Genomic DNA, 22,400 nt, shown 5'->3' with positions numbered 1-22,400 from the left:
GAGCCGTTCGCCATCCGCACGGCGACAAAGCTGTGCGCTTGAGTTGGCGTCGAGTGCCACTGGGAGCGCTCGGTCACACCTGTGAGCGCCCGGGATCTCCAGGAGAGCGCAGCTCGACCGGGCGGCGGGGCAGCATGCAAATTCCCCGGACGCCGGCTCCGCACTGAGCAGGCCCTCGGACATGCGGAGAGAGCAGGCCATGCTTCGACACTAGAGTCGGATGCGTCTGGAGCCGTTCGCGATATCCGTGCGTAGGATCACGAGGGTCCTGCCACCCGTTCTTGGGGAGTCCTCGTGTCCACCGCCAGCCGCACCGACATCGGTTCCGTCGTCGAGGACTTCACACTGCCCGACGAGACGGGGACACCGGTCTCACTGTCAGAACTGCTCACCGACGGGCCGGTGGTGCTGTTCTTCTATCCGGCGGCTCTGACAGCGGGCTGCACTGCGGAGGCATGCCACTTCCGGGATCTCGCGGGCGAGTTCGCGGCGGTCGGTGCCCGCCCGGTCGGTGTCTCCTCGGATGAGGTCGACAAGCAGCGGCAGTTCACCGAACGGCACTCCCTCGGTTTCCCCCTGCTCTCCGATCCGCAGGGGGAGGTGCGGGGCCAGTTCGGGGTGGCCCGCGGTTTCTCGGTCCTGCCGACCAAGCGCGTCACGTTCGTCATCGGGACCGACCGCCGGGTCATGGCGGTGGTCCGCAGCGAGCTGCGAATGAGCGCCCACGCCGACCGAGCCCTCGCGGCGCTTCGCGCTCAAGACTGACACGGTCTCAGTGTCGCCTTCGCATCGCCCGGTATCCGAACCGCGGTCCCGGACAAGGGGTGAGGCGGGGCCGGATGGTGCGGCCTATGCGTCCCCCGCTGCCAAGGTATACGGCACAAACGAGCTGGAGTTCTGGTCGATCCGCACGGGGCGGCCCAGCGGAGGTGCCGCCCGTTGGGGGCATTCGAGGCGTTCGCAGACGCGGCAGCCCATGCCGATCGGTGTCGCGGCGGCGGTGCGGCCGAGGTCGAGGCCGTCGGAGTAGACGACTCGGTGGGCGTGCCGGAGTTCGCAGCCGAGGCCGATGGCGAAGGTCTTGCCGGGTTCGCCCCAGCCGCCCCGGTGCCGGGTGACGGCGCGGGCAGTCCACAAGTAGCGCTGTCCGTCGGGCATTTCGGCAAGCCGGACATGGATGCGCCCGGGGGCCGCGAACGACTCGTACACGTTCCACAGGGGGCAGGTGCCGCCCGCGCGGGAAAAGTGGAAGCCGGTGGCCGACTGGCGTTCGAACACATTGCCCGCACGGTCGACGCGGACGAAGGAGAACGGAACTCCGCGCAGGCGGGGGCGTTGCAGGGTGCTGAGACGATGGCAGACCGTTTCGTAGCCGAGGCCGTAGCGGTCGGTGAGGCGCTCGATGTCGTAGCGGACCGACTCGGCAGCGGCGTGGAAGTCGCGGTACGGGAGGATCAGCGCCGCGGCGAAGTAGTTGGCTACGCCGATCCGGGCGAGGGAGTGCGCCGGAGTGCCGGGGGCGAAGTCCTCGGCGGCCTGCTCGTCGAGTTCGTCGGCGTGCTCCAGGAGGGCGAGCTGGGTGGCCATGCGGAAGGCGCGCTGGCCGGGACGCAGTCTTGAGGAGAGGTGCAGGGTGCGAGTGGGAGCGTCGTAGTGGTGCAGGCTCTCGCTGATCACACGACGGTGACACTGCCAGCGTCCACCCCGCCCACGGTTCCTTGGCATGTGCGGCTCCAGCAGAGCCCACTCTTCATCCGAAAGATCGCCCCGCGCATGCCCCACGGAACGAGTTCCTAGCGGCAGTGTCATCCGACCCATCGGACACGACCTAGTCGTGGCGGCCGGTTACCGGATCGAAATGATCAAGAGTTCGGAAGGTCTTCTTCCACGACGCTGAGCTGCGAGGATGGCGTGATGGTGAGGCTGAGAAGGCACGTGCTCACAGTCGCCTCGGCGGTCACCTCCCTGGCGTTGACTGCGTGCGCGCAGAGCGATCCCGGGGGCGGCAGCGTCGACCGCGAGACGGCGTACAAGCGTGTCCTCAACGACCCGCACCCGAATCCTGACGCCGTCATCAAGGCGGCCGGTGCGCCGGTCGGCGTGGCGCGGGCGGGCGACGGCTCCCTGCTGCTGTCGTACAACGTGCGCTACTTCGGGAACGACGAGGGCCCGGCGGCCGCCGCCTGGCGGATCGTTTCGCCGGCCGGCCGCACGGTCGCGCAGCAGGCGTGGCACGCGAGCCTGGAGCGGCTGCCGGACCAGTACAACGGCGTGCGCGACGGCTTCGTGCGCTGGACCCGCAGCGGCCGGGGCAAGGAGAGCGTGTACGCGCTCGACGTGCGCGGCAAGCGGCACAAGGTCACCACGTCGGACCGCGCGCGGGGCACCCGCCCCGGAGACATCGTCCTCCACGAAGGGATGCCGGCTCGCTTCTACCGCCCCGCCAACCGCATCATGGCGGCCCCGGCCGGCGCACCGGATTACGTAGACTTCGCACTGGACGAGCGCGGCTCGGTCTGGTTCGTGGACCAGTCGCAGAAGCCCAACCGCGTCGTCCAGCAACGCGACGGCCGCACCCTCACCTCCACACCGATGCCGAAGCCGTACACCTATGGCGGCGCCGTTACCGCTGCGGGCGGCACGGCGGCGTTGTTCTTGCTCCACGGCGGCCCCAACGGCACGACCCGAGGTCTGGCGGTGACCGCGGACGACGGCGCGCACTGGCGCAGTCTCACCGGAGGCGGCGTCCCCTGGCAGGACCTCAAGCCCGATGTGGCGCTTCTGGAACTGCGGGCACTGCCGGACGGGCGGCTGCTCGTCGGCGAGAAGGGGGGCCGCCTCTGGGTCGGCGACGACCGCTCGAACCGGGTCTTCCACGAGCTCAAGACCCCGGTTCCCTTCACCTCGGTCACGGTCCAGGGCAAGACGCTGTACGGCATCGCGGACGCGACGAAGCCGACCTACGACCTGGTGAAGGGCGAGGGGCTGTACGCCTCGGACGACGACGGGCGCACGTGGCGGCGGCAGGGGAAGCGCGGCTGACTTGTCGGTGGGCTCCGGCTACCGCCGCCTCAGCCCACGGTACGAACGCCACCCGTCCGACTACCTGGTCTGTTCGGCCTCGCAGCCGCCCTGCGCTGCTACAGACGACTACTCACCCGAAGGTGAGGACGTACGCCTGGATGCCGGGAGCGAGACGGACCTCCAGGCGATCCTCGTGGGCTTCTTTGTCGTCGATGAGGCGGTGCATGGTGGGCGTTCCGTGGACATCGAGTTGCTTGACCGTCTTGCCGTTGCGCACGACGGTGACCTTTCCCTGGCCGGAGAGGACAAGGTTGACGTTCTTGGCCTTGTAGGTCATGGCCAGACGGGCGTTTTGGCCTGCAGTGAAGGAGTCATATCCGGCGGTCCAGTTCCCTCCGAGGGAGAGCCGGTTGACAGGGATGTCGGAGGCGAGGCGGTAGTTCTTCGGCTTGTCGTCGAGTAGGGGGTCGCCCACGTATCCGGTGATGTTGTGGTTGTTGAGGTAGGTCTCGGGTGTGCGGTCGGCGGTCAGTTGCGCGTCCGACTGGGCGGTCCTGGCCGGCAGCTTCACGGCAGGGTTCGCGTCGCGCAGGAGCTCGCGGATGAGGTCTTCGGTCTGTGCGTATTGGCCTTCGCCGAACTTGAAGTAGCGCACGGTGCCGTGTGAGTCGATGAGGTACTTGGCGGGCCAGAACCGGTTGCGGTAGTTGTTCCAGGTGGTCAGCTTGTTGTCCAGGGCGACGGGGTAGGTCACACCGAGCTTTTTGGCTTGGCTCTGGACATTGCCCGTGTCTTTCTCGAAGCCGAATTCCGGGGAGTGCACGCCGATGATCTCCAGACCGGCGCCCTTGTAGGCGCGGTTCCACTCCTTGATGTGCGGCAGGCTGCGCTGGCAGTTGATGCACGAGTAGGTCCAGAAGTCGATCAAGACGACCTTGCCGTGTTGCTGCTTCAGGTCGACCGGGGCGCCGCCGGGGGTGTTGAGCCACTTGGAGATGCCCTGGATGGGCGGTGCCTGTCCGCAGGAGCGCAGCTGATCGGCTCCGTCCTCGCAGCGCGAGAGTTCCTTGTTCGAGTCGTCGTAAAGGCCGGACAACTGCTGGCGTGCGGCCCTGCTGTCCTCGATCTTCTTCTGGGCGGCGGAGGTGTAGTCGGGCAGGGCGCGTTGGATGGCGTCGGTGACGTTGAGGGCGAGGCCGAGCGCGAGGACGATCATGAGGCCGCCCGCGACGATACGCAGTTTCCTGGCTCGCCTGCGAAAGGCTCCGATGCGCTCCGAGACGCGGCGTCCGGCAAGCGCGAACGCCAGCAGGGGCAGGGCTGTGCCGATGGCGAAGGACACAGTCAGAGCGACGATGTCGAGGCTGAGGCGGCCTTGTGCGCCGGCGACGGTGATCGCAGCGAGCACGGGGCCGGCGCAGGGCACGTACAGCAGGCCGAGGCCGAGCCCGAGGGCGAAGGCACCGCCCTCCTTGTTGACCTGGCGCTGCGGGATGCGTGCGAAGGGCTTTTCCAGGATCCGCTCGACGGGCGGGAAGATCAGGCCGAGACCGATGAGGACGAGCAGGCCGAGACCGATGTAGCGCAGGATGTCGTCGGGTAGGCCGAGGGCGGTCACGATGGTGACGCCGAGCAGGGTGAAGAAGCTGAAGCTGATCACGAGGCCGGCGACGACCGCGTAGGGGCGCCGGTTCCTGGGCTGCTTGGCCGCGGGCGGATCGTCGAGCAAAACAGCGGTGCCGGCTTCGGAGGAACCTGCGGCCGTGGAGGTGGGGGCTGCGGCTGGCTGCGGCGGCCCTTCCGGGGCGGGCCCTCCGGCGAGAAACACCACGGGCAGGACCGGCAGGATGCATGGCGAAACGGCTGTGATCAGTCCTCCGAGGAGCCCGATCAAAATCAGAATAATCACGGGAGGCCGTCCCTGTGTCCGCGGCATCCGGCGGGTCCGGCTGCTTGTGTGTGATCCGGAGCCCCGACGAGAGCGGATTGGTGAGCCCCACTCTTTTCATCGCATCTGCATGGAGAAAAGGGACTACAGGCTCGCACATGCCAGACCTGCACTCTCTCGGTCAGGCCCGTCACTGGATCCCGGAACTGCTCTTCGTGGACTGTCGCGGCGGAATCAGCGGCTTCTGCGAACTGGTGCTCGCCCTGACCTGATCAGGGCTGGAGCCATCGAGCGATATCCGTGTCCGCTCTCGTGCCGGGGGCTGGAGGGCGGCACCGTGCGGTCCCGGTGACACCCGGCCGCGAGCAGATCACCGCGAGCCTGCGTTGTCGTCGTGACGCTCCTCGGGCGCCCTGATCCTCAAACCTCGATGCGAGAAATGGACGTTCGCTTCCACTCGTCCGAAATTTGGGGAAGGTGACTCCCAACACGATTTCTCGACACCGCAGTTGCGGAAGGGGACAGGCAGATGGACCCCACCCTCATCGTCAGCAAGCTCGCCCAGAGCGCCGTCACCGCACTCATCAAGCGGCTCTTCGTACGGGACGGGCCAGGGGCCGGACTCGTCGAGCGGTCCGCCGTGCCCGTGCGGCGCCTCGTCCGGTGGCAGGGCGAGCCACTGGCTCTGAAGGAGCATGAACTGCACCGATTAGCTTCCGAGTTGGTGCACCGGGCCGTCGATGGCGACGGTGAGCGACCGATTCCCCCGGATGAGGACCTGGCCGTCACCGACGCCCTCGCCCGGACCCTCGGCGTCCTGGGTGACATCGAGATGAGCGACGTACAGGCCGTCGGGCTGCGGGCCCAGGGGTTTGCCCAGGAGCTGAAGGCGCGGGCGCCCGACGCGGACCGGGAGCTGTCCGCGGACGCGGCCCTCCTCCACGCCCTCCTCGTGGACGTCGCCGCGGTCCACATCCTGGAGTTCTTCACGCAACGCTCCACGTTCGCGGCGAGCGCGCTTGTCGCCCAAGGTCAGGTACTGGCCGAACTGACACGGAAATATAGTCTGTTGGCCGACCGGATTCCCGCCCCCGGGGACGCTGACGCCGCGTTCGAAGCGCGGTACCTGCGCGATGTCGCGCTGCTCCACAACCACCTGACGATCTTCGGGATCGATCTGCCGCAGTCCCCGGACTCGTGGCCGCTGGACGCCGCGTATCTCGGGCTGAAGTGCGAGGTGGGCGGGGTGGGCGACGACGCTCCCGTCCCGGCCGAGCTGGCCCTCGCCGGCCGGTCCCGGGTCCTGGTCCGCGGCGTCGCCGGGGCGGGCAAGACCACGTTCGTGCAATGGCTGGCCGTGTGTGCCGCCAAGGGCGAATTCCCCGAGCGGCTGTCCGCGCTGGCCTCCCGCGTGCCGTTCGTGCTGCCCATGCGGCGTTTCGCCCGGGACGGCTTCCCCTCCCCCGGCGACTTCCTGTCCGCCGTCGGCTACCCGGGCGCCGACGCCCAGCCGCCGGGCTGGGTGGACCGGGTGCTGTCCGGCGGCCGGGCCCTGCTCCTCGTGGACGGGATCGACGAGGCGCCCGAGACCGAGCGGGAGCAGCTGCGGCGCAGACTGCGCGCGTGGACGGAGCTCTACCCCGGCAACGTATGGCTGGTCACCACCCGGCCGTCCGCCGTCCGCGACGACTGGCTGGCCGGCGAGGGCTTCGGCGAACTGCTGCTGTCCCCGATGAGCCGCGACGAGATCACCCAGTTCGTGCGGCGCTGGCACGAGGCCGCCCGCCGCCAGCCGTCCGCCGACACCGCCCGTCTCGACCGCTACGAGCAGAGCCTGCTCGGCGCCGTCCGCATCACCCGCGAACTCGGCAGGCTCGCCACCAATCCGCTGATGTGCGGGCTGCTGTGCGCCCTGCACCGCGACCGGCGCGGCTATCTGCCCAGCGGCCGCAAAGAGTTGTACGACGCCGCCCTGACGATGCTGCTCGAACGCCGCGACCGGGAACGGGACATGATCGTGCCCACCGACGGCATCGCCCTGACCCGCCAGCCCAAGATCCAGCTGCTGCAGAAGCTGGCCCACTGGATGCTGATCAACAACCGGTCCGAGATGGACCGCGAGGTCGCGATCGACATCCTCGCCCAATACCTGCCCGCCGTACCGGAGGCCGCCCGGCAGGGCGACGCCGAGCGGATCTACCGTCATCTGCTCGACCGCACCGGCCTGCTGCGCGAGCCCACGCACGGCACCGTCGACTTCGTCCACCGCACCTTCCAGGACTACCTCGCAGCCGACGCGATCGTGCAGCGGCACGACTTCGGGCTGCTCCTCGACCACGCCCACCTCGTCAACTGGGAGGATGTCGTCCGGATGGCCATGGCGCTGGCCCGCCCGGACGAGTGCGCCGACCTGCTGCTGCGGATGGTCGGCCACCAGGAAGACGTCTCCGCCGCGAAGAAGGCCCGGCATCTCAAGCTCCTCGCGGCCGCCTGCCTGGAGCACGTCACCGAGATCGACCCCGTGGTCCGCGCCCGGGTGCAGAACGTCACGCAGCACATCGTGCACCCCAAGTCCCCGGCAAGCGCCCGCTCCCTGGGCTGGATCGGGCCCATCGTCCTGGAGATGCTGCCGCAGCCCGCCACCGTGGGCGACGACGACGCCCTGCTCCTCGCGATCACCGCGACCTCGGTCGCCGACGACATGGCCATCGACTTCCTGACCGGTCTGCGCGACCGCGGGCGCCTCGACATCCGGGAGCAGCTCGCGGGCGCCTGGCGGCACTACGACACCGAGCGGTACGCCCAGGAGATCATCGCCCACCTGGACCGGACCGGCCTCTACGTCCCGCTGTCGGACCTCGGGGAGGCGCGCGCCCTCGCGCGGATCGGCGGTCCCTCGTGGCTGCGGATCACCGGTCCGCTGGTCCCGAGGGAGCTGGCCCAGGTGCTGCCGGCCCAGTCGGTCGGCCGGCTCCGGCTCGGTTACGACGGTGCCGCCGACGAGGCGGAGTGGCGGGCGTACTTCCCCAACGTGGAGGGGACCGGGTGACGGGCGGCCGCCGCCCTGTGACGGGCAGGCGGCCCACGCCTCCACAGAAGCCGATCTCCTCGGACCCGGCGGGCGGCGGCGGGCCCGGGCGCCAGAACGGGGCCCGGGCGAGGCCCTGGTCGACCGGCTCGAAGCCGGTGAAGAAGCACTCGACCTCGGCGCGGGTCCGCAGGTTCAAGGGGGCCGTCGCCTTGCGGTAGACGGCCTGGGCCGCACTGCTCCAGTCCCGCCCGGTGTTCTGCGCGCCCGGTCGCTGCACCGTTCCCGGATGAGCATGAAGAGCTGGGAACGGCTGATCCACCAGTAACTGCGCGAGCGGCATCCGGAGGCGGAGACAAAAGTGCCTCACTACATGACGTTGGTCCGGGTGTGGCGGGAGTGGTTCGGCCCAGGCGGGGCCCGCCAGCGCTATGACCGCTCGGCGGTGGACGTCACCACAGGGTGGGGGGCAGGTGGACATCAACCGACCCGGCCAGGGGGTCGCCGTGGACACCACGCCGCTGCCGGTGAAGGTCCTCGACGACGTATTCGCCGAGCCGATCACCGTGGACCTCACCCTGGCGCTGGACGCCCACAGTCACTCGCCGGTCGCGTACCGACTCACCCCGGTATCGGACGCGTCGATCGAGGTGGCCATGCTGCTGCGGGACATCTTGCTGCCGTTGCCCATACGAGAGGACTGGGGCCAGAGGCTGGTGCGCCAGGCCCTCCAGGAGCCGGCGTGCGTCGCCACGCGTCGCCGCCTTCTCCCACCGGACGGCCAACTCGGCGGCTTCTCCGTGGAGTTTCGCCACGCGACGGCGGGCCGCCGCCTCGCGCCCCTGAAGTTCATCCAGCAACGACACCATCGCGACCACCACCATCTCGCCACGGTAGAAGTACGGAAGCGTCACCACACCCCGATCAGCGCCTTCCCGCTTCAGCCCGAAGGATCAATCCCCTTGCGAAGGGCCGAGCCTTTCGATGACCTCGCGCATCTCCGCCTCGTCGGCCTCGTACACCGTCTTGCCCATTAGTGGATCCCGGGCGTGCAGCGTATGGATCATCGGACCGTAAGGCGCCCCCAGATGAACCAGAGAAGCCGAAGGACCGTGGACCGCGCGCTCGGTACCCGGCCGGGCTGTCAGATCGATACGGCTGACGACGCCCGGGGTGACCGAGACCGTCGCTTGCTCCAGACGCGCCAGAATCTGCAAGTGGAAGTGCCCGCACAACACGAGCTGGACGTCACTGCCGCGAATCGTCTCAGCCAGCTCCGAAGCATCCTGCAGACCCAACGCCTGCTGGACCTCGACGTCCAGAGCGACCGGCGGATGGTGGAACGCAAGAACGGACCCCAACGGCGCCTGGCTGAGGAGCAGTTCACGCAGCCAATCGAGCTGGCCACGGCCCAGGCGGCCATAGCCCTTACCCGGGACGAGCGTGTCCAGCGTGATCATCCGCCAGCCGCCGACGAAGCTGACCGCGGCCCGTTCACCTGCCGCCCCCTCATGAACGGATTCGGGGTGCCGGTGGCCACTGCCGAGTACGTCACTGAATGCGCTACGGTCGTCGTGGTTTCCGGTCGTGTAGAAGACCTCGGCTCCTCGCCGGACGGCGTAGCCAGACAGAAACTCGTGTGCCCGCGTATACGCCTCGCGTGAACCGTCATCCGCAACATCACCGGTCACCACGAGCGCGTCGAGGTCGTCCAGGTACTGGAGCTCGTCCAGAAGAAGGCGTAGTGCCGCAGCGCCGTTGGCCCCGTCCTCGTCCGGGCCGCCCACTCGGTCAAGATGCGTGTCAGAGAGATGCAAGATCCGCATCGTCTGAAAGTAGCTTCCGCCGTCCCGCCGAGCCAGGGCCTTTCTCCCCAGCTACTGCCGCCGCCCAGCAAACCAGGGCAATGCCGGCCTCAAAGCTTGATCGGGATCGTCACTTCAGAGGATCTACTCCCACCGCGTTGGCGGAGTAGTCATTTCTCTCGCGTCGGGTTGCCTGTGTGGGGAAAGCGGCGATCCGCAGGCGCCCGGGCTCGGACGGCTCAGTCGCCCCAGCGGCGGCCTCAGCCCCCAGCCCCTGGACAGGCGCACACGCGGCCCTCATCGCCTCCGAGCGGTGGGGGACGCTCCGTCACGCCGCGAGCTGCGGGTTTGTGGTGCAGGGCCGCTGGAGGACGACGCCTCCTCGCCTCCGTCCTCGCGCAGGAAATGCCGACCGTCTGGACCACGCTGAACACCCTGTGGGTGAAGTGGGTCACACCCGCTGGACCTCAAGTGCGGTTGAGCAAGCAGGCTTCGGTCATCAGGGTGATCGCTTCGCGGTCGCCCGGGGCCTGCGCTTCTGAAGGAGTCTGTGATGACTGACAACCGTGTCGTAGTAGTCACCGGTGCGACCGGAAGGCAGGGCGGTGCCACCGCCCGCGCCCTGTTGTCCCGCGGCTGGACGGTGCATGCGCTGGTACGTGATCCCGAGAAGGCCGAGGCGCTGGCACTGCAGGAGGCCGGGGCGGTGCTGGTGCGCGGAGATCTCGACGACGCGGCCTCGCTGGATGCGGCGCTGGCGGGAGCGCACGGCGTCTTCAGCGTCCAGACCTTCGCAGGACCCGACGGCTTCGCCGGCGAGGCACGGCAGGGCAAGGCGGTCGCGGACGCGGCGGCGCGGGCAGGCGTCGAGCACTTCATCTACAGCTCCGTGGACGGCGCCGACCGGCCCGGTGAGGTACGGCACTTCGCGAGCAAGGGCGAGGTTGAGCGGCACATCGAGGCGCTCGGGCTCCCCGCCACAGTCCTGCGGCCCTCGTTCTTCATCACCAACTTCGAAGGGCTCGGACCGCAGTGGGCCAACGGTGAGCTCGTGCTCACACTGGCGCTGGCGCCGCAGACCCGGCTGCAGATGATCACTCCCGGAGACATCGGGGTCATCGCCGCGGCCGCTTTCGACGCGCCTGCCGACTATCTGGGGCGCACCATCGAGATTGCCGGGGACGAGGTGACCGGCCCTCAGATGGCCGAGATCTTCGCTCGCGCCGCTGGTCGGCCGGTGCGTTTCGACGCCCAGCCGGTCGAACAAGTACGGGCGCACAGTGCGGAGATGGGAGCCATGTTCGACTGGTTCAACACGGTCGGCTTCCGCGCCGACCTGCCCAAGCTGCGCGAGCGCCACCCCGGGCTGACGACCCTGGACGCGTGGGTGAGCAAGCGGTGGACGGTCCCGGCCGAGCCGGTCCCAGCCGTGTGACACCACGCCGAACTGCTGATGGCTGCGTCCCCAGAGCCACAGTCCCGCAGGGCATGTGGACGAGGCGCCGGAGGTGATGGGCCGTCCCCCCTCGCTCCCCCGCCGGGCGGCGGGGTGACCGCAGGGTCCCCTACCCCGCGCCGATGCGGACCTCGCGCCCGGGGAGGAGGTCGTCCGCTTCGTCCGCACTGCCCATCAGGTGGAAGCATTGCTGCCCGACCGTCAGCACACCGCCGAGACAGGGCTGCTCGGATCCGTCACCGCGATGGCGCAGGCCCCGGACCGCGACGATGCTGGTGGGGCCGAACCCTCTGATCCGGCTGCGGACACGGGGCATCGTGACGGTCTCCCTGATGCTTGCGTGAGTCCAAGCACCAGGAGCGATTGCGGGTGAAAACAGGGCTGGTGGTATGGCTGGTGGTATGGCTGGTGGTCCGCGTGCCGCATCCGAAAGTGTGCTCCGTGCCAGCCGAAACTTGCCGCGCTCTGGCAGTCTGGGCGGATGACTGAGGTCCCGCTGTCGGGAGGGTTCATCAACCGGGTCGTCCGCGTCGGTGACACGGTGCGGCGACCTCCGTCAGGTCGGGCCGACTTCGTCGCGGCGTTGCTGCATCTGTTCGAGGCGCGCGGCTGGAGTGGGTCGCCTCGTCACCTCGGTCTGGACGGCCAAGGTCGGGAGGTGCTCGGCTATCTGCCAGGCCACGTCGCCTGGCAAGCGGAGCAGCCGCCAGATGTGTACGCGGACGAGAGCTTGGCCGAGGTAGCCCGACTGGTGCGGCAGTTCCACGACCTGACCGCGGGGACAGTGCTGGCCGGTACAGCGGAGGTGGTGTGCCACAACGATCTGGCGCCCAGGAACACCGTCTACCGGCCGACACCAGTCGGCATCCGGCCGGTGGGGTTCATCGACTGGGATCTGGCCGCCCCCGGTGATCGGATCCACGATGTCGCCCACGTCTGCTGGCAGTACCTGCGCCCCGGTCCCGATGCCGCCCCTGCCGACGTCGGCAGGAGGATGCGGCTGATCGCCGACGCCTACGGGCTCGCCGACCGCGACGAGTTGGTGGCGTCGGTGCTGTGGTGGCAGGACCGGTGCTGGCGTGGAATCACAGACGCGGCGGATCAAGGAGAGGCCGCCATGGTCCGCCTGCGCGAGGCCGGAGTGGTGGGCGAGGTCCGAGCTGCGTATCGGTGGACTGTCCAGCACCGGGCCGCCCTGGAACATACTCTGAGCTGAGGCGATACACGCGGGCCTCCGCTAAGGGAACCCAAGAACCTGACAGGGAACACCACCGCAGGCCGGGTTGTACCAGCCGCCACCTCCACCACGAGGTCGGTGGACACCGCCGGATACGGCTCTCCTGTATCGATCACAGCACTTCGCCGGTCCTCGTCTGCGTACCGCCGCTCGGAGAGCGGTGGCCACCATGCCTGAGGTTGTGCCCCCCCCCAAAGGTCCACCTCACGCCAGGCATCCTCCGACCGTGCCGGTCATGGGAGAAACGACAAAGTCGAAGGACGGCGGCCGGAGTCGCTTCAGTCGGCGTCACAGCTCAGGCAGCCGATCCCCTCCGCCGTCACCAGAGGCAGCGGTTCCGTCTCCGCGTGAGTGAAATCCGGAAGCCTCTTGGTCATCTCATCGTTTCTGCGCCACTCTTAGCCATATGGCGCCGTTGAACGGCGCAGTGGCGGACGCGTTCCCGGGGACGATTGAAAGAGGGTGCGCATGGCGGACATGGCGTCCGGCTCCACCACCACGCTCCACAGCCGGGACGTGGACGCCGCACGCACCCAGCTCACCGACTTCTACGGCTTCCCCGTCGTCCCGGACCCGGAGCTGTCGGACATCGGCAACTTCAGCATGACCATGCGTTGCGTTCGCCTGGGTCCCGTCGCCTTCAACACTCTCGCCTTCGGCGCGGCAACAGCCCTGCACGGCCCCGCGCCACTCCCGCGGATCTACCCGTTCTTCGCCGCAATGACCGGAACCATGACCTCCACCCGAAGAGGGACGGACACCCACAGCACCGCCGGGGACGGCCGACTGGCCAGCGCCGTGTCCGCACACCCCCAGACGATCACTTCGGGTCCTGGCAATGAGTACTTCACGGCGTCCTTCGCAAGGGCCGCCGTGACAGCGGAGCTGGAGGAGGAGCTCGGCCACGGCATCACCGAGCTTGCCTTCCCCACCTCGTTCGCCGCCGTCTCCGGACAGGCCCGCACCTTCAAGGCCCTCCTGGACCTGCTCACTTCGGAAATCGTCCGGCCCACCGGCCTACTGGACCGGCCCTCGGCGGCCTACCGGCTCGGCGCAACCCTGCTCACCACCATGCTGCACACCACACCCCACCAGTACGCCGAGAAGCTGGCCACCCCGGGCCGCACCGGCCCGGCCCCCGTACGCACCGTCACCGAGGCCATCCACGCCGACCCCGCACACCCCTTCACCGCGAGGGAACTCGCACGGATCTCCGGCATCCCGCTGCGCACGCTCCAAACCGCCTTCCGCGATCACCACGGCATCCCCATGACCGTCTATCTCCGCAACGTGCGCCTAGCGGGCGCCCACCGCGACCTCCGGGCCGAGCGGGCACCGGGCACGACCGTCGCCTCCGTCGCAGCGCGCTGGGGCTTCACCCACCTCTCCCGCTTCGCCCTCTACTACCGGGACCGCTATGGGGTCCTGCCCTCAGAGCAGCACAGCCCGAGTCGGCCACCACAATGAACGACATCGCTCCTGCTGGCCGCGCTTGGCAGGGCTAGTTGGGCACCATCCGGATCGTGGGAACTTCGCCATGGATCGTGCCGGACGACCTCTCGGAGCGGATCAAGCCGCTGTTGCCGAAAAGGGAGCAGCGGTTCGTGCATCCCGGACGGCGGTCGACCCCGGCCACCAGGGTGCCGTGCGGGATCCTGTATGTCCTGCACGCCGACATCCAGTGGGAACACCGACCGCAAGAAGTCGACCCCAGTGCATTGCCTCCCGCAGGCCCGAGCAGGCGGAGCATCCGTGCCGGCGCGGGGCCGACGCCGCGATGCCGACCAACTGCGCAGTGGTCTCAAAGCGTCTCCGCCGGTACGGGGCCGACGTACGGCTGCTGGACCAGGACTGCCACCAGTCGTTGGGGCGCGCCCGTCCTGGACGTCGTCGCCCGCCACCTCCGTCGGGGGTTCCGAGCAACTGATACGCCTGAGGCTGGTTCTGCGATGGGCACCCATCGTCCCGCACCTCAGGCCACACGCTGCCCGGGCCGCCGAGTAGGCCCGTACCGGGGGGTGCCTGCCCGGCCCACCTGGCGGCCGAGGACCGCCAGAGGTACTTCGCAGTTGCACTCGGGCGCGAACGTTGGACACCGGGCCATCGTCTCTACCGGCGCGCTGCTGCGTGAGCTGCGAGCAGCTGTCGTCCAGCCCACGACCGGCTATTTCGGGTTTGGCAACGCGGACGTCACCCGCGCCCGCTTCACCACGGACGCCGAGTTCACCCGCGTCCAACTCGCCGGGACGGCGACGTTCTCGCAGACGTCCGGGCCGGTCCGTGGGGCGTGCCGGGTCGGGAACGCCCCACGGGGCTCTCGGCCACAGTCGAGAGCCCGCGGATCATCCACGCCCGTCAAGGACCTCCCGCAGCCGGAGCGCGAACTCGTCCGGCTTCCCGGGATATCCGAACTCCCCGTCGAGGAAACCACCGTGGTGGCTGGGGAACACGGTCACCCGCTGCCCGAGCAGCTCGGCGGTCGCGACGGACGTGCGTCCGGTCTGGACATCCACGGACTCCTCGCCCATCGCGATCACCACACGGGTGGGGGCCGCGGCCAGCGCCTCGGCATCCGGCCGGTAGTCACTGACCGCCCATGACCGGTCGGACAGCAGCGGGTCGTCCCGCGACCCGTCGTCGTCTGCGGGCATCCCGAACGCGGCGGGATCCGCCTCCGGCTGTGCGAAGTACGTGTCGGTGAACTCTCCCTGCCACGAGGTCATGGCCACGAAGGCGGCCATCCCGGCCCCCCAGCCGCGCTTCTCGTACGCCTCCCGCACAGCGGCCCGCGCCCGCACGGCCGCCGGGCCGTCCGGGGTGAGCGTGATGAGCGGTGGCTCGTGCGCAACAAGGATGGTCACGTCCTCGGGGTACGCCGCCACGACCGCCAGAGCGGTGACCGCACCGCCACTGCTGGCGAACATCTCCACCGGCCCCGCCCCCAGCGCCTCGATGACGGCGTGCACGTCGTCGGCCTGGACCTGCGGCGTGTGGTCGGACCGCCCGTCCTTGCGTGTGCTGCGGCCGAGCCCCCGCGGGTCGTAAGTGACGACCGTCCGCTCGGGAAATCGCGCCGCGAGCGCCCCGAAGCCGGAAGCGTCCATCGGCTGCCCGATCATGAACAACGGCCGCCGTCCGTCCGCGGACGGCAGCGGCCCGCGGATGTCGTGCACCAGGTCGGCATCGGCGGTCTCAAGCGTTCTAGTCTCCATACCGGTACAGACCGGCCGCGCACCGAACACTCATCGGCGCGGCGGTGGCCCGCCGCCTTTCGGCTCCAGGACGGCGCCAGGTCCTGACGTGACCACTGCGCCGATGAACGAGATGCTGGTCGAGGGGTCGTTCTTCCGCGGCAGGAAAGCCGCATTGCTGGTCGGAGACCATCTCATCACCGGTTTCCGTTCCAATTACCGGCCCGACGTCGTGGTGAATCACATCTCCTCCACCGCCATGCGCGACTGCGCGGGGCTCGCCGCCGGAGACGGGACTTCGCGCGTCTACGCCGTCGAACCGGTCGGTGCATTCGAGAACGACCCGCACGTCACCGGAAAAAAGTCCCCCAGAAATCCGACCCGCTCCTATCGCAGCCGGGAAGTGCTCCGGACCGTCGGCGAGGTGACCGGCTGGACGCGGCAGACACCCGTAGACCTCCGGATGTGGCGCGATCGGCCGACGACGGTGCGCGCGGACGGCCGCGCCGAGGTCATCATCTGAGGGCCCGCCCCCGCGACGGGGACCGGCCGTCCTCATCGGCGTCCGCCGAGGTGCTCGGCGAAGAAGCGGTCGATGTCGCGGTACAGGTCGCAGTTGTTCCTCGGGGTCACGAAACTGTGTCCCTCGTCGTCCATGACCCGGTAGTCGACGTCGGCTCCGTGCGAGCGCGCCGCTTCGACGAGGCGGTCCGACTGGTCCCGCACGACACGCGGGTCGTTGGCGCCCTGGGCCACCATCAGCGGGGTGCGGATCCGGTTCGCACGGGTGAGCGGGGAACGGGCCCGCATGTCCGCCTCCTGCTCGGGGTCGTCGGGGTCGCCGACGAAGCGGAACCAGTTGTGGGCCAGCGACGGCCGGGTGAAATCGGGCAGACTGCGCAGGAAGCCGGGCAGGTCGGAGACACCGACGAGGTCGACGGCGGCCGCGAACAGGTCCGGTGTGAAAGTGACACCGACCAGTGCGGCGTATCCGCCATAGGAGGCGCCGAGGACACCGACGCGCGCCGGGTCCGCGTATCCCTCGCGTACGGCCCAGTCGACTGCGTCGACCAGATCGTCGTGCATCCTGCCGGCGAACTCACCGACCGCGGCCTGTGTGAAGGCCTTGCCGTAGCCGGTCGAGCCACGGAAGTTGACCTGGAGCACGGCGTAGCCGCGGTTGGCCAGTAGTTGGACCACCGGGTGGTAGCCCCAGCTGTCGCGGGCCCAGGGCCCGCCGTGCACAAGCAACACCATGGGCAGGCGCACCGGTTCCACGCCGACCGGAAGTGTGAGGTACGAGGGAAGGGTGAGCCCGTCCCGGGAGGTGAGGGTGACGGGGCGCATCGGGGCGAGTGCGTCGGGCGCGAGGTGGGGGTAGGGCCTGAAGAGGAGGCGGCTCAGGCCCGTGCGGTGGTCGTAGAGGTAGGTACGTCCCGGGTCGCGGTCGTGGGTGAAGGCGGCGACCCAGAGCTGTCCGCTCTCGTCGCTCGACAGCGTGCTCAGATCGCCGTCGCTCAGGGCGTTCAGGCGTTTCAGGACGTCGGCGAAGTGCGGGTCGACGGCGTTGATGTTCTGCCGGTCGCCGAGGTAGCGGGCGCCGATCAGCTCGCCGGTGCGCCGGTCGAGGACGAGCGGCGGGGGCAGCGTGGGAAACACCTGCGCGCGGGTGTCGAGGTCGAGTCGGGGGTGACGGTCGGCCTGCGTCTGTGTTCCGCTGGTCAGATCGAGGCGAGCGACGCCGGTGAGGTCACCGCCCAGGTGCGAGCCGATCCACACGCCGGTGCCGTCCGGGGTCACTTGAACCGGGTAGATGCCGTAGGGCAGTTCGCTGGTGTCGAACTCCTTGATCGTCCTGGTGGGGCCGTGCTCCGTGTCCCATCCGGTGAGCAGCCGCGTGCCGCTCTCGGTGCGGACGAGCGCGTAGAGCTCGCCGGTGCCGCTGCGGATCCAGTCGTCGATCCGGCCGTCGTTTCGGGCGAGGGGGGTCAACTGAGCTGTCGCGATGTCGAGTTCGTACAGGTCGAACTCGGCGGGGTCGCGGCTGTTGAGCCGGAGGATCGCCCGGCCGGGGCCCGCTGGCTCGTAGCCGGCGGCACGGACCCCGGGCGGGAAGGGCGTCAGGTCGACCGCCGGGGCTTCGGGGTCGTCCAGGTCGACGCGGTAGAGGTGCCAGTTCTCGTCGCCCTCGCCGTCCTGCTCGTAGAGCAGCCACCGGGGGTCGTCGGTCCAGTGGTACGTGTGCACGCCGCGGTGGGCGTCGGCGGTCACGGGACGGGCGTCCGGCGGCCCGTCGAGGTTCTCGGTCCAGACGTTGAGGTGGTCTTTCCACGGGGCGAGGTAGGCGATCCTGGTGCCGTCCGGGGAGATCGTCGCCCGGGTGCGCTCGGGCGGCCGGAAGAACTCCTCGACTGCGATGAGGGGCGGCAGCGGCATGGTGTGTCCTTCGGGACCGGTGTTCTTCAGAAGGGTGGGGAGACGCGCGTTTCGCAGAGCCGACAGGTGCCAGGAAGCAGGGGGGCGCGGTCAGGCGCGGGGCGCGGGGCGGTGCGTCCGGGCGCCGCGGGTCCGGAACCGCAGGGTGCGCTCGTCGTGCGCGGCCGGAGACGGGGCAGCCGGTGTCTCGGCCTGCTCCAGCGCGGCGAGGCGCTTGCCCGAGCGACGGGCCGCCCAGACGACGACAAGAAGGGCCAGGGCGAGCAGCGGGTACCCCATCGCGATCTTGGCCACGGCCAGCCAGCCGGTGGAGTCCGCGTCGTACAGCCACTGCTGCACGACGAAGCGGGCGGCGAAGACGGCGGTCAGCGCGAGGGTGGCGATGTCGTAGTAGCGCACCGAGGGCTTGTCACGCAGCCAGCGGGAACCGGCGCTGTTCAATGCGCCCCAGACGAGCCCCGCCAGCGGTCGGCGTACCACTACGGACAGGAGGAAAATTCCGCCGAGCACGAGGTTCGACCAGATGCCGAGCAGGAAATAGCCCTTCGCGGAGCCGGTCTTCCAGGCGACGAAGGAGGCGACCGCGACGCCGAACAGGCCGGAGATCGCGGGCTGGAGCGGTTCCTTACGGATCAGCCGGAGCACAGTGATGCCCACGGCGACGGCGAACGCGACGATGATCGCGGCGGTCAGGCCAGCGGAGGCGTTGGCGACCACGAACGCGACGACGGGCAGGGTGGTGTAGACGAGTCCTGTGGCGCCGCCCATCTGTTCGAGGGCGGTGGGCTTGGCCTTCTTCTCGGACGTTTCGGTCGTGGTGTCAGTAGCCATGGTCGTTGACTCCGTTCATTCGTCGACGGCTTCGCTCTGTCCACTGGGCGTGTGACGGACCTGGTCGGCAAGGGGGTGACCGTGTGCCGGTGCTTCTGGGCCTGTCCCCGAACCGGCGCCACATGCACCGGGTCGGCTGATTGGCATCAAGTGCCAGACAGCGGGGCGGCGCCTCACATGGTCGGATCCGCTCCGCCGCGGACCGGATCGCCGACGGCTCCGCCGGTGGCCCGGCGGATCGCGCCGGCAAAGCGGTCCGCCAGTGCGCGCGGGTCCCCGAACTCCCGCTGCGCGGTGCCCGCGAGGACGGCGCCGCCCACGTGCTCCTCCAGGATCCGGACCACACCGGCGGCAGCGGCGGCGTGCAGACGGATCTCCAGGTCCGCGGCCGGGCGCTCCAGCCGGGCAGCGATGATCGTGCGCAGCTCGCCCTCGATCCGGTCGCAGGCGGTCAACCACACGGTGCGCAGCGCGGGTTCGGTCTCGGCGAGGGAGATCATGCGCAGGGCGAGCATCTCGTCCGCCCGCTCCTCGGGACGCGACCGCCGTGCGTAGTGCTCGATCTCGGCCGCGAGGTGGTCGGCGAGCGCGGCCTCGGCAGGCCAGTTGCGCACGACCGACATGAACCATTCGACGCCGTAGGTTACGACCGGCTCCGCGCAGCTCTCCTTCGTGCGGAAGTGGCGCCAGACGGTGCGTACGGAGATGCCGACGTCGTTCGCGATCCGCTTCCCGCTCGTGGCCTCCACGCCGCGCTCCCAGAAGAGCCGGCAGGCCGCCCGGGAGACGTTCATCCGCAGCATCAGGCGGCGGTACTCGCTCATGCTGCCCCTCGTCCGTCTCGGTGTCGCCATGGCGTGTCACCTCCTCGGTGAGTGCCCGCATCCCATCGTCACTAAACGACATACTGTCACTAAGTGACGATCGCGACAACGTCAGCTTCCCGGATCCGGCGAAAAGGACGGTCAGACGGGTCGGGCGGTGACCGGGTCGCCCACGGCGCCCCCGGTGGCCCGACGCATGGCGCGGGCGACGCGCTCGGCGGCGTCGGCGAACCCCCGGGGATCGGCTCCCCCGAGCAGCGCCGCGCCAATGTCCTCGCTGACGACCCGCAGCGCGGACGTGGCGGCCGCAGCGTGCAGCCGGACATCGAGGTCGTCCGGCGTGAGTCCGAGCCGGTCCGCGACGATCCGGCCCATCTCGCGCTCCACCTGGTCGCACGCCATCAGCCAAGCCGTGCGCAGCGCGGGTTCCTTGTCGGCGAGCAGGATCATCTTCATCGCGAGGTCGCTGTCCGCCCGCGTGAAGGCGCTGGCCTTCCGGGAGTACACGGCCATTCGCTCGGTGAACTGCTCCTCGAGGGAGAGATGCAGCGGCCAGTCGCGCAGGGTGGCCATCTCCCACTCCAGGCCCTGCGCCACGATGGGCTCCGCGCAGCTCTCCTTGCTGCGGAAATGGCGCCAGATGGTACGCGTGGACAGCCCCACCGCCTCGGCGATCTGGTCGCCGCTGGTCGCGTCGACCCCCTGCTCCCAGAAGAGCCGCGCGGCCTCACGGGAGATCTCGAGGCGGACCCGGTGGCGCCGTTGTTCGCTCATCCCGGCGCCACGCCCCTCCTCGGCCCGCGCCGCACCGGCGGCATTCGTTCCCTTCGCCTTCGGGGACGCCGACTCGACCATTACCGCTCCTGCCTACGCATTTCCGTTCGGTACCATGCTGTCATTAAGTGACGCACGCGTGTGGAGCCGCGAGGGGGCCGCTCGCCCTGGGCATCGACCGCTTCCGCCTCGGCTTCCACTTCCCCGTCGCCCTCGTGCTCGATGACCGTGGCGGCCTCGTCCGGGCCGGTCACCTCGGCCAGGACGGGCCCCACGTGGCCGATGCACGCCAGGCGCTCCGTTTGTCGAAACCTGCGACTACGAACACCAAACGGGCGCAGCACGGTGCCTCAGTGTCTGAGCGGCGTCCTTTCCCACCGTTTTCACACGGACCTCGGACCCGGAAGGAATCAAGCACTGCAAGCCTGGCGACATGGGAGACACTCTCAGTACGCGGGCTCGAGTGACACGGCTGCTGCAGCGGACCGGGTTCGACGCACGACCGGACACCGTTGACGCCGCCGAGAAAGCCGGTTTCGAGGCGACACTCGACCGCGTACTGGCACACGGGACGGACGGCGGCGCGGACGCGACTCCCGCGCCTGATATCGGGCCGCTGCCTCCGCGCAACAGCGAAGCCCAGAAACGGCAGCAGGGCAGCGAAACCCAGGGGGTCGGCAAGCGGCAGTCGCAGGCGAGCACACAGACTGAAACGGAGCCCGAGCCCGATGCCTCCACGGGCACCGACATCGGCCAGGACGGGAAATCGGCCGACGACCCCGTGAAGAAGCACTATCGCGCCGTACTCAAGCAGCAGCGCGAGGAGCTGACGCACTGGTGGCTTGACCGGATGGTCGCGGCGGAGCGGCCCTGGACGGAGAAGCGCACGCTGCTGTGGCACAACCACTGGGCCACATCCATCCAGAAGGTGAAGTCCGCGGACGCGATGCTCCGGCAGAACGAGGTCCTCCGGCGTCTGGGAGCCGGGGATTTCCGCATCCTGGCCCGGGCCATGGTCGTCGATCCGGCGCTCATGGTCTGGCTCGACGCCGACGGGAGCACAGCCGAGGCTCCGAACGAGAACCTGGGCCGCGAGCTGATGGAGCTCTTCGTCCTGGGTGTGGGCAACTACACCGAGAGCGACGTGCGGCAGGCCGCCGCCGCGCTGACCGGCTGGACGGTGAACCGGCGGCGGCACCCGTGGACGGCGGCATTCAAAGCGCGGCGTCACGACCAGGGACGGCAGACCGTGGTGGGCGAGAGCGCCGACTTCACCGCTCGGACGCTCATCGACCATCTGGTGAGCCTGCCCGACTCGCATGCCCATGTCGCCGGGCGCATGTGGAAAGCTCTGGTCAGTAATGAGAACGCGCCGTCACGAACCGCGCTGGAACGCGTCACCGCGTCATACGGGAAGCAGCGTGACACGACGGCGATGTTTCGGTCTCTGTTCACGGACGACGCCTTCGCCGACGCCGACAACGTGCTCGTGAAGCAGCCCGTGGAGTACGTAGTGGGCAGCTTGCGCGCCCTCGGCGTCCGCCCGGCCAAGCTGCCTGCGAAGGCGCGCAGACAACTCCTGACGCGCACGTTGGCAGGCCTCGGACAAGTGCCTTTCGCGCCGCAGAGCGTGGGAGGCTGGCCGGCCGGTGCGGCGTGGCTGACCACCGCCTCCGCGCAGGTACGCATCACCTTCGCCCAGGCCCTCGTGCAGCACGCCGACCTCAGCGCCGTCGAGAAGGCTTCCGCGAAGGACCGGCCCGAGCTGCTGGCCCGTACATTCGGCGTCGCCGAGTGGGGCCGCGCCAGCCGCGACGCGCTCAACGCCGTCGCGAGCGATCCCCGCCGGATCACCGCGGTCGCACTGACCGCGCCGGAACACCTCGTCCTGAGCTGAAGGAGAGAG

At 69.4% G+C, this 22,400-nt stretch carries 17 protein-coding genes and 2 pseudogenes; 9 read left to right on the top strand and 10 right to left on the bottom strand.

Going from position 1 to position 22,400, the window contains the following annotated elements; genetic code table 11:
• The first annotated feature begins 294 nt into the window (after window positions 1–294).
• On the top strand, window positions 295–765 hold the full coding sequence (locus tag K377_RS39050) for a peroxiredoxin (RefSeq protein ID WP_111668408.1): 471 nt from the start codon (window positions 295–297) through the stop codon (window positions 763–765).
• 84 nt (window positions 766–849) lie between these two features.
• Here the strand turns inward: K377_RS39050 and K377_RS39045 are convergent.
• A pseudogene (locus tag K377_RS39045) lies at window positions 850–1,668 on the bottom strand (short-chain fatty acyl-CoA regulator family protein); the annotation flags it as partial.
• Window positions 1,669–1,935: 267 nt separating this feature from the next.
• On the opposite strand from K377_RS39045, the gene K377_RS39040 reads away from it, so the two are divergent.
• Window positions 1,936–3,042, top strand: coding sequence for a hypothetical protein (locus K377_RS39040; protein ID WP_258395304.1), 1,107 nt, complete (start codon window positions 1,936–1,938; stop codon window positions 3,040–3,042).
• 112 nt (window positions 3,043–3,154) lie between these two features.
• On the opposite strand, the gene K377_RS39035 is transcribed toward K377_RS39040, so the two are convergent.
• The gene (locus K377_RS39035; RefSeq protein ID WP_181512757.1) at window positions 3,155–4,933 is read right to left on the bottom strand and encodes a cytochrome c biogenesis protein CcdA; all 1,779 of its coding nucleotides are present in this window, start codon (window positions 4,931–4,933) and stop codon (window positions 3,155–3,157) included.
• 508 nt (window positions 4,934–5,441) lie between these two features.
• Between K377_RS39035 and K377_RS39030 the strand changes: the two genes are divergently transcribed.
• The gene (locus tag K377_RS39030) at window positions 5,442–7,961 is read left to right on the top strand and encodes an NACHT domain-containing NTPase (RefSeq protein WP_111668405.1); all 2,520 of its coding nucleotides are present in this window, start codon (window positions 5,442–5,444) and stop codon (window positions 7,959–7,961) included.
• A gap of 85 nt (window positions 7,962–8,046) precedes the next feature.
• Here K377_RS39030 and K377_RS42780 read toward each other — a convergent pair.
• A pseudogene (locus K377_RS42780) lies at window positions 8,047–8,283 on the bottom strand (SAM-dependent methyltransferase); the annotation flags it as partial.
• Window positions 8,284–8,413: 130 nt separating this feature from the next.
• Here K377_RS42780 and K377_RS41910 point away from each other — a divergent pair.
• Window positions 8,414–8,977, top strand: coding sequence for a hypothetical protein (locus K377_RS41910; RefSeq protein ID WP_161195015.1), 564 nt, complete (start codon window positions 8,414–8,416; stop codon window positions 8,975–8,977).
• Here the strand turns inward: K377_RS41910 and K377_RS39015 are convergent.
• A complete protein-coding gene (locus K377_RS39015) occupies window positions 8,894–9,766 on the bottom strand; it encodes a metallophosphoesterase (protein WP_111668403.1) in 873 nt (290 codons plus the stop codon). The genes K377_RS41910 and K377_RS39015 overlap by 84 nt on opposite strands.
• 532 nt (window positions 9,767–10,298) lie before the next feature.
• Here K377_RS39015 and K377_RS39010 point away from each other — a divergent pair.
• A complete protein-coding gene (locus K377_RS39010) occupies window positions 10,299–11,180 on the top strand; it encodes an NmrA/HSCARG family protein (protein WP_111668402.1) in 882 nt (293 codons plus the stop codon).
• Between the two features lie 130 nt (window positions 11,181–11,310).
• On the opposite strand, the gene K377_RS39005 is transcribed toward K377_RS39010, so the two are convergent.
• Window positions 11,311–11,517, bottom strand: a complete 207-nt coding sequence (locus K377_RS39005; protein ID WP_111668401.1) for a hypothetical protein — start codon at window positions 11,515–11,517, stop codon at window positions 11,311–11,313.
• Between the two features lie 165 nt (window positions 11,518–11,682).
• Here K377_RS39005 and K377_RS39000 point away from each other — a divergent pair, with 165 nt between their 5' ends.
• Complete coding sequence (locus K377_RS39000; protein ID WP_111668400.1) at window positions 11,683–12,417, top strand: phosphotransferase; 735 nt, start codon at window positions 11,683–11,685, stop codon at window positions 12,415–12,417.
• A 489-nt stretch (window positions 12,418–12,906) separates the two neighbouring features.
• Entirely contained in the window at window positions 12,907–13,905 is a 999-nt protein-coding gene (locus tag K377_RS38995; protein WP_111668399.1) for an AraC family transcriptional regulator, read from the top strand.
• Between the two features lie 875 nt (window positions 13,906–14,780).
• On the opposite strand, the gene K377_RS38985 is transcribed toward K377_RS38995, so the two are convergent.
• A complete protein-coding gene (locus K377_RS38985; protein WP_111668397.1) occupies window positions 14,781–15,650 on the bottom strand; it encodes an alpha/beta fold hydrolase in 870 nt (289 codons plus the stop codon).
• Window positions 15,651–15,753: 103 nt separating this feature from the next.
• Here K377_RS38985 and K377_RS38980 point away from each other — a divergent pair, with 103 nt between their 5' ends.
• On the top strand, window positions 15,754–16,152 hold the full coding sequence (locus tag K377_RS38980) for an NAD(+)--rifampin ADP-ribosyltransferase (RefSeq protein ID WP_111668396.1): 399 nt from the start codon (window positions 15,754–15,756) through the stop codon (window positions 16,150–16,152).
• 32 nt (window positions 16,153–16,184) lie between these two features.
• Here K377_RS38980 and K377_RS38975 read toward each other — a convergent pair whose 3' ends face one another.
• The 4 genes from K377_RS38975 to K377_RS38960 all read right to left on the bottom strand — a co-directional run bounded on the left by K377_RS38975 (window position 16,185) and on the right by K377_RS38960 (window position 20,575).
• Complete coding sequence (locus K377_RS38975) at window positions 16,185–18,065, bottom strand: S9 family peptidase (RefSeq protein ID WP_111668395.1); 1,881 nt, start codon at window positions 18,063–18,065, stop codon at window positions 16,185–16,187.
• Window positions 18,066–18,155: 90 nt separating this feature from the next.
• Window positions 18,156–18,896 (bottom strand): DUF3159 domain-containing protein, encoded by a 741-nt coding sequence (locus tag K377_RS38970; RefSeq protein WP_111668394.1) that lies wholly within the window; start codon window positions 18,894–18,896, stop codon window positions 18,156–18,158.
• Between the two features lie 173 nt (window positions 18,897–19,069).
• Complete coding sequence (locus K377_RS38965) at window positions 19,070–19,720, bottom strand: TetR/AcrR family transcriptional regulator (RefSeq protein WP_202454849.1); 651 nt, start codon at window positions 19,718–19,720, stop codon at window positions 19,070–19,072.
• 141 nt (window positions 19,721–19,861) lie between these two features.
• Window positions 19,862–20,575 carry a TetR/AcrR family transcriptional regulator gene (locus K377_RS38960; protein ID WP_237551441.1) on the bottom strand — a complete coding sequence of 238 codons (714 nt, stop codon included), beginning with the start codon at window positions 20,573–20,575 and terminating at the stop codon, window positions 19,862–19,864.
• Between the two features lie 382 nt (window positions 20,576–20,957).
• Here K377_RS38960 and K377_RS38950 point away from each other — a divergent pair, with 382 nt between their 5' ends.
• A complete protein-coding gene (locus K377_RS38950; RefSeq protein WP_258395303.1) occupies window positions 20,958–22,391 on the top strand; it encodes a DUF1800 family protein in 1,434 nt (477 codons plus the stop codon).
• The last annotated feature ends 9 nt before the right edge of the window (window positions 22,392–22,400 follow it).

Origin of the sequence: Streptomyces sp. PsTaAH-137 (genome assembly GCF_003259365.1) — a bacterium.
Lineage (GTDB): Bacteria > Actinomycetota > Actinomycetes > Streptomycetales > Streptomycetaceae > Streptomyces.
This window is presented reverse-complemented; position numbering and strand designations above follow the sequence as displayed.

Coding starts and splice junctions, on each gene's coding strand:
- K377_RS39030 (WP_111668405.1), top strand. CDS start 5,442: ATGGACCCCACCCTCATCGTCAGCAAGCTCGCCCAGAGCGCCGTCACC.
- K377_RS39015 (WP_111668403.1), bottom strand. CDS start 9,766: ATGCGGATCTTGCATCTCTCTGACACGCATCTTGACCGAGTGGGCGGC.
- K377_RS39010 (WP_111668402.1), top strand. CDS start 10,299: ATGACTGACAACCGTGTCGTAGTAGTCACCGGTGCGACCGGAAGGCAG.
- K377_RS39005 (WP_111668401.1), bottom strand. CDS start 11,517: ATGCCCCGTGTCCGCAGCCGGATCAGAGGGTTCGGCCCCACCAGCATC.
- K377_RS39000 (WP_111668400.1), top strand. CDS start 11,683: ATGACTGAGGTCCCGCTGTCGGGAGGGTTCATCAACCGGGTCGTCCGC.
- K377_RS38995 (WP_111668399.1), top strand. CDS start 12,907: ATGGCGGACATGGCGTCCGGCTCCACCACCACGCTCCACAGCCGGGAC.
- K377_RS38985 (WP_111668397.1), bottom strand. CDS start 15,650: ATGGAGACTAGAACGCTTGAGACCGCCGATGCCGACCTGGTGCACGAC.
- K377_RS38980 (WP_111668396.1), top strand. CDS start 15,754: ATGAACGAGATGCTGGTCGAGGGGTCGTTCTTCCGCGGCAGGAAAGCC.
- K377_RS38975 (WP_111668395.1), bottom strand. CDS start 18,065: ATGCCGCTGCCGCCCCTCATCGCAGTCGAGGAGTTCTTCCGGCCGCCC.
- K377_RS38970 (WP_111668394.1), bottom strand. CDS start 18,896: ATGGCTACTGACACCACGACCGAAACGTCCGAGAAGAAGGCCAAGCCC.
- K377_RS38965 (WP_202454849.1), bottom strand. CDS start 19,720: ATGAGCGAGTACCGCCGCCTGATGCTGCGGATGAACGTCTCCCGGGCG.
- K377_RS38960 (WP_237551441.1), bottom strand. CDS start 20,575: ATGGTCGAGTCGGCGTCCCCGAAGGCGAAGGGAACGAATGCCGCCGGT.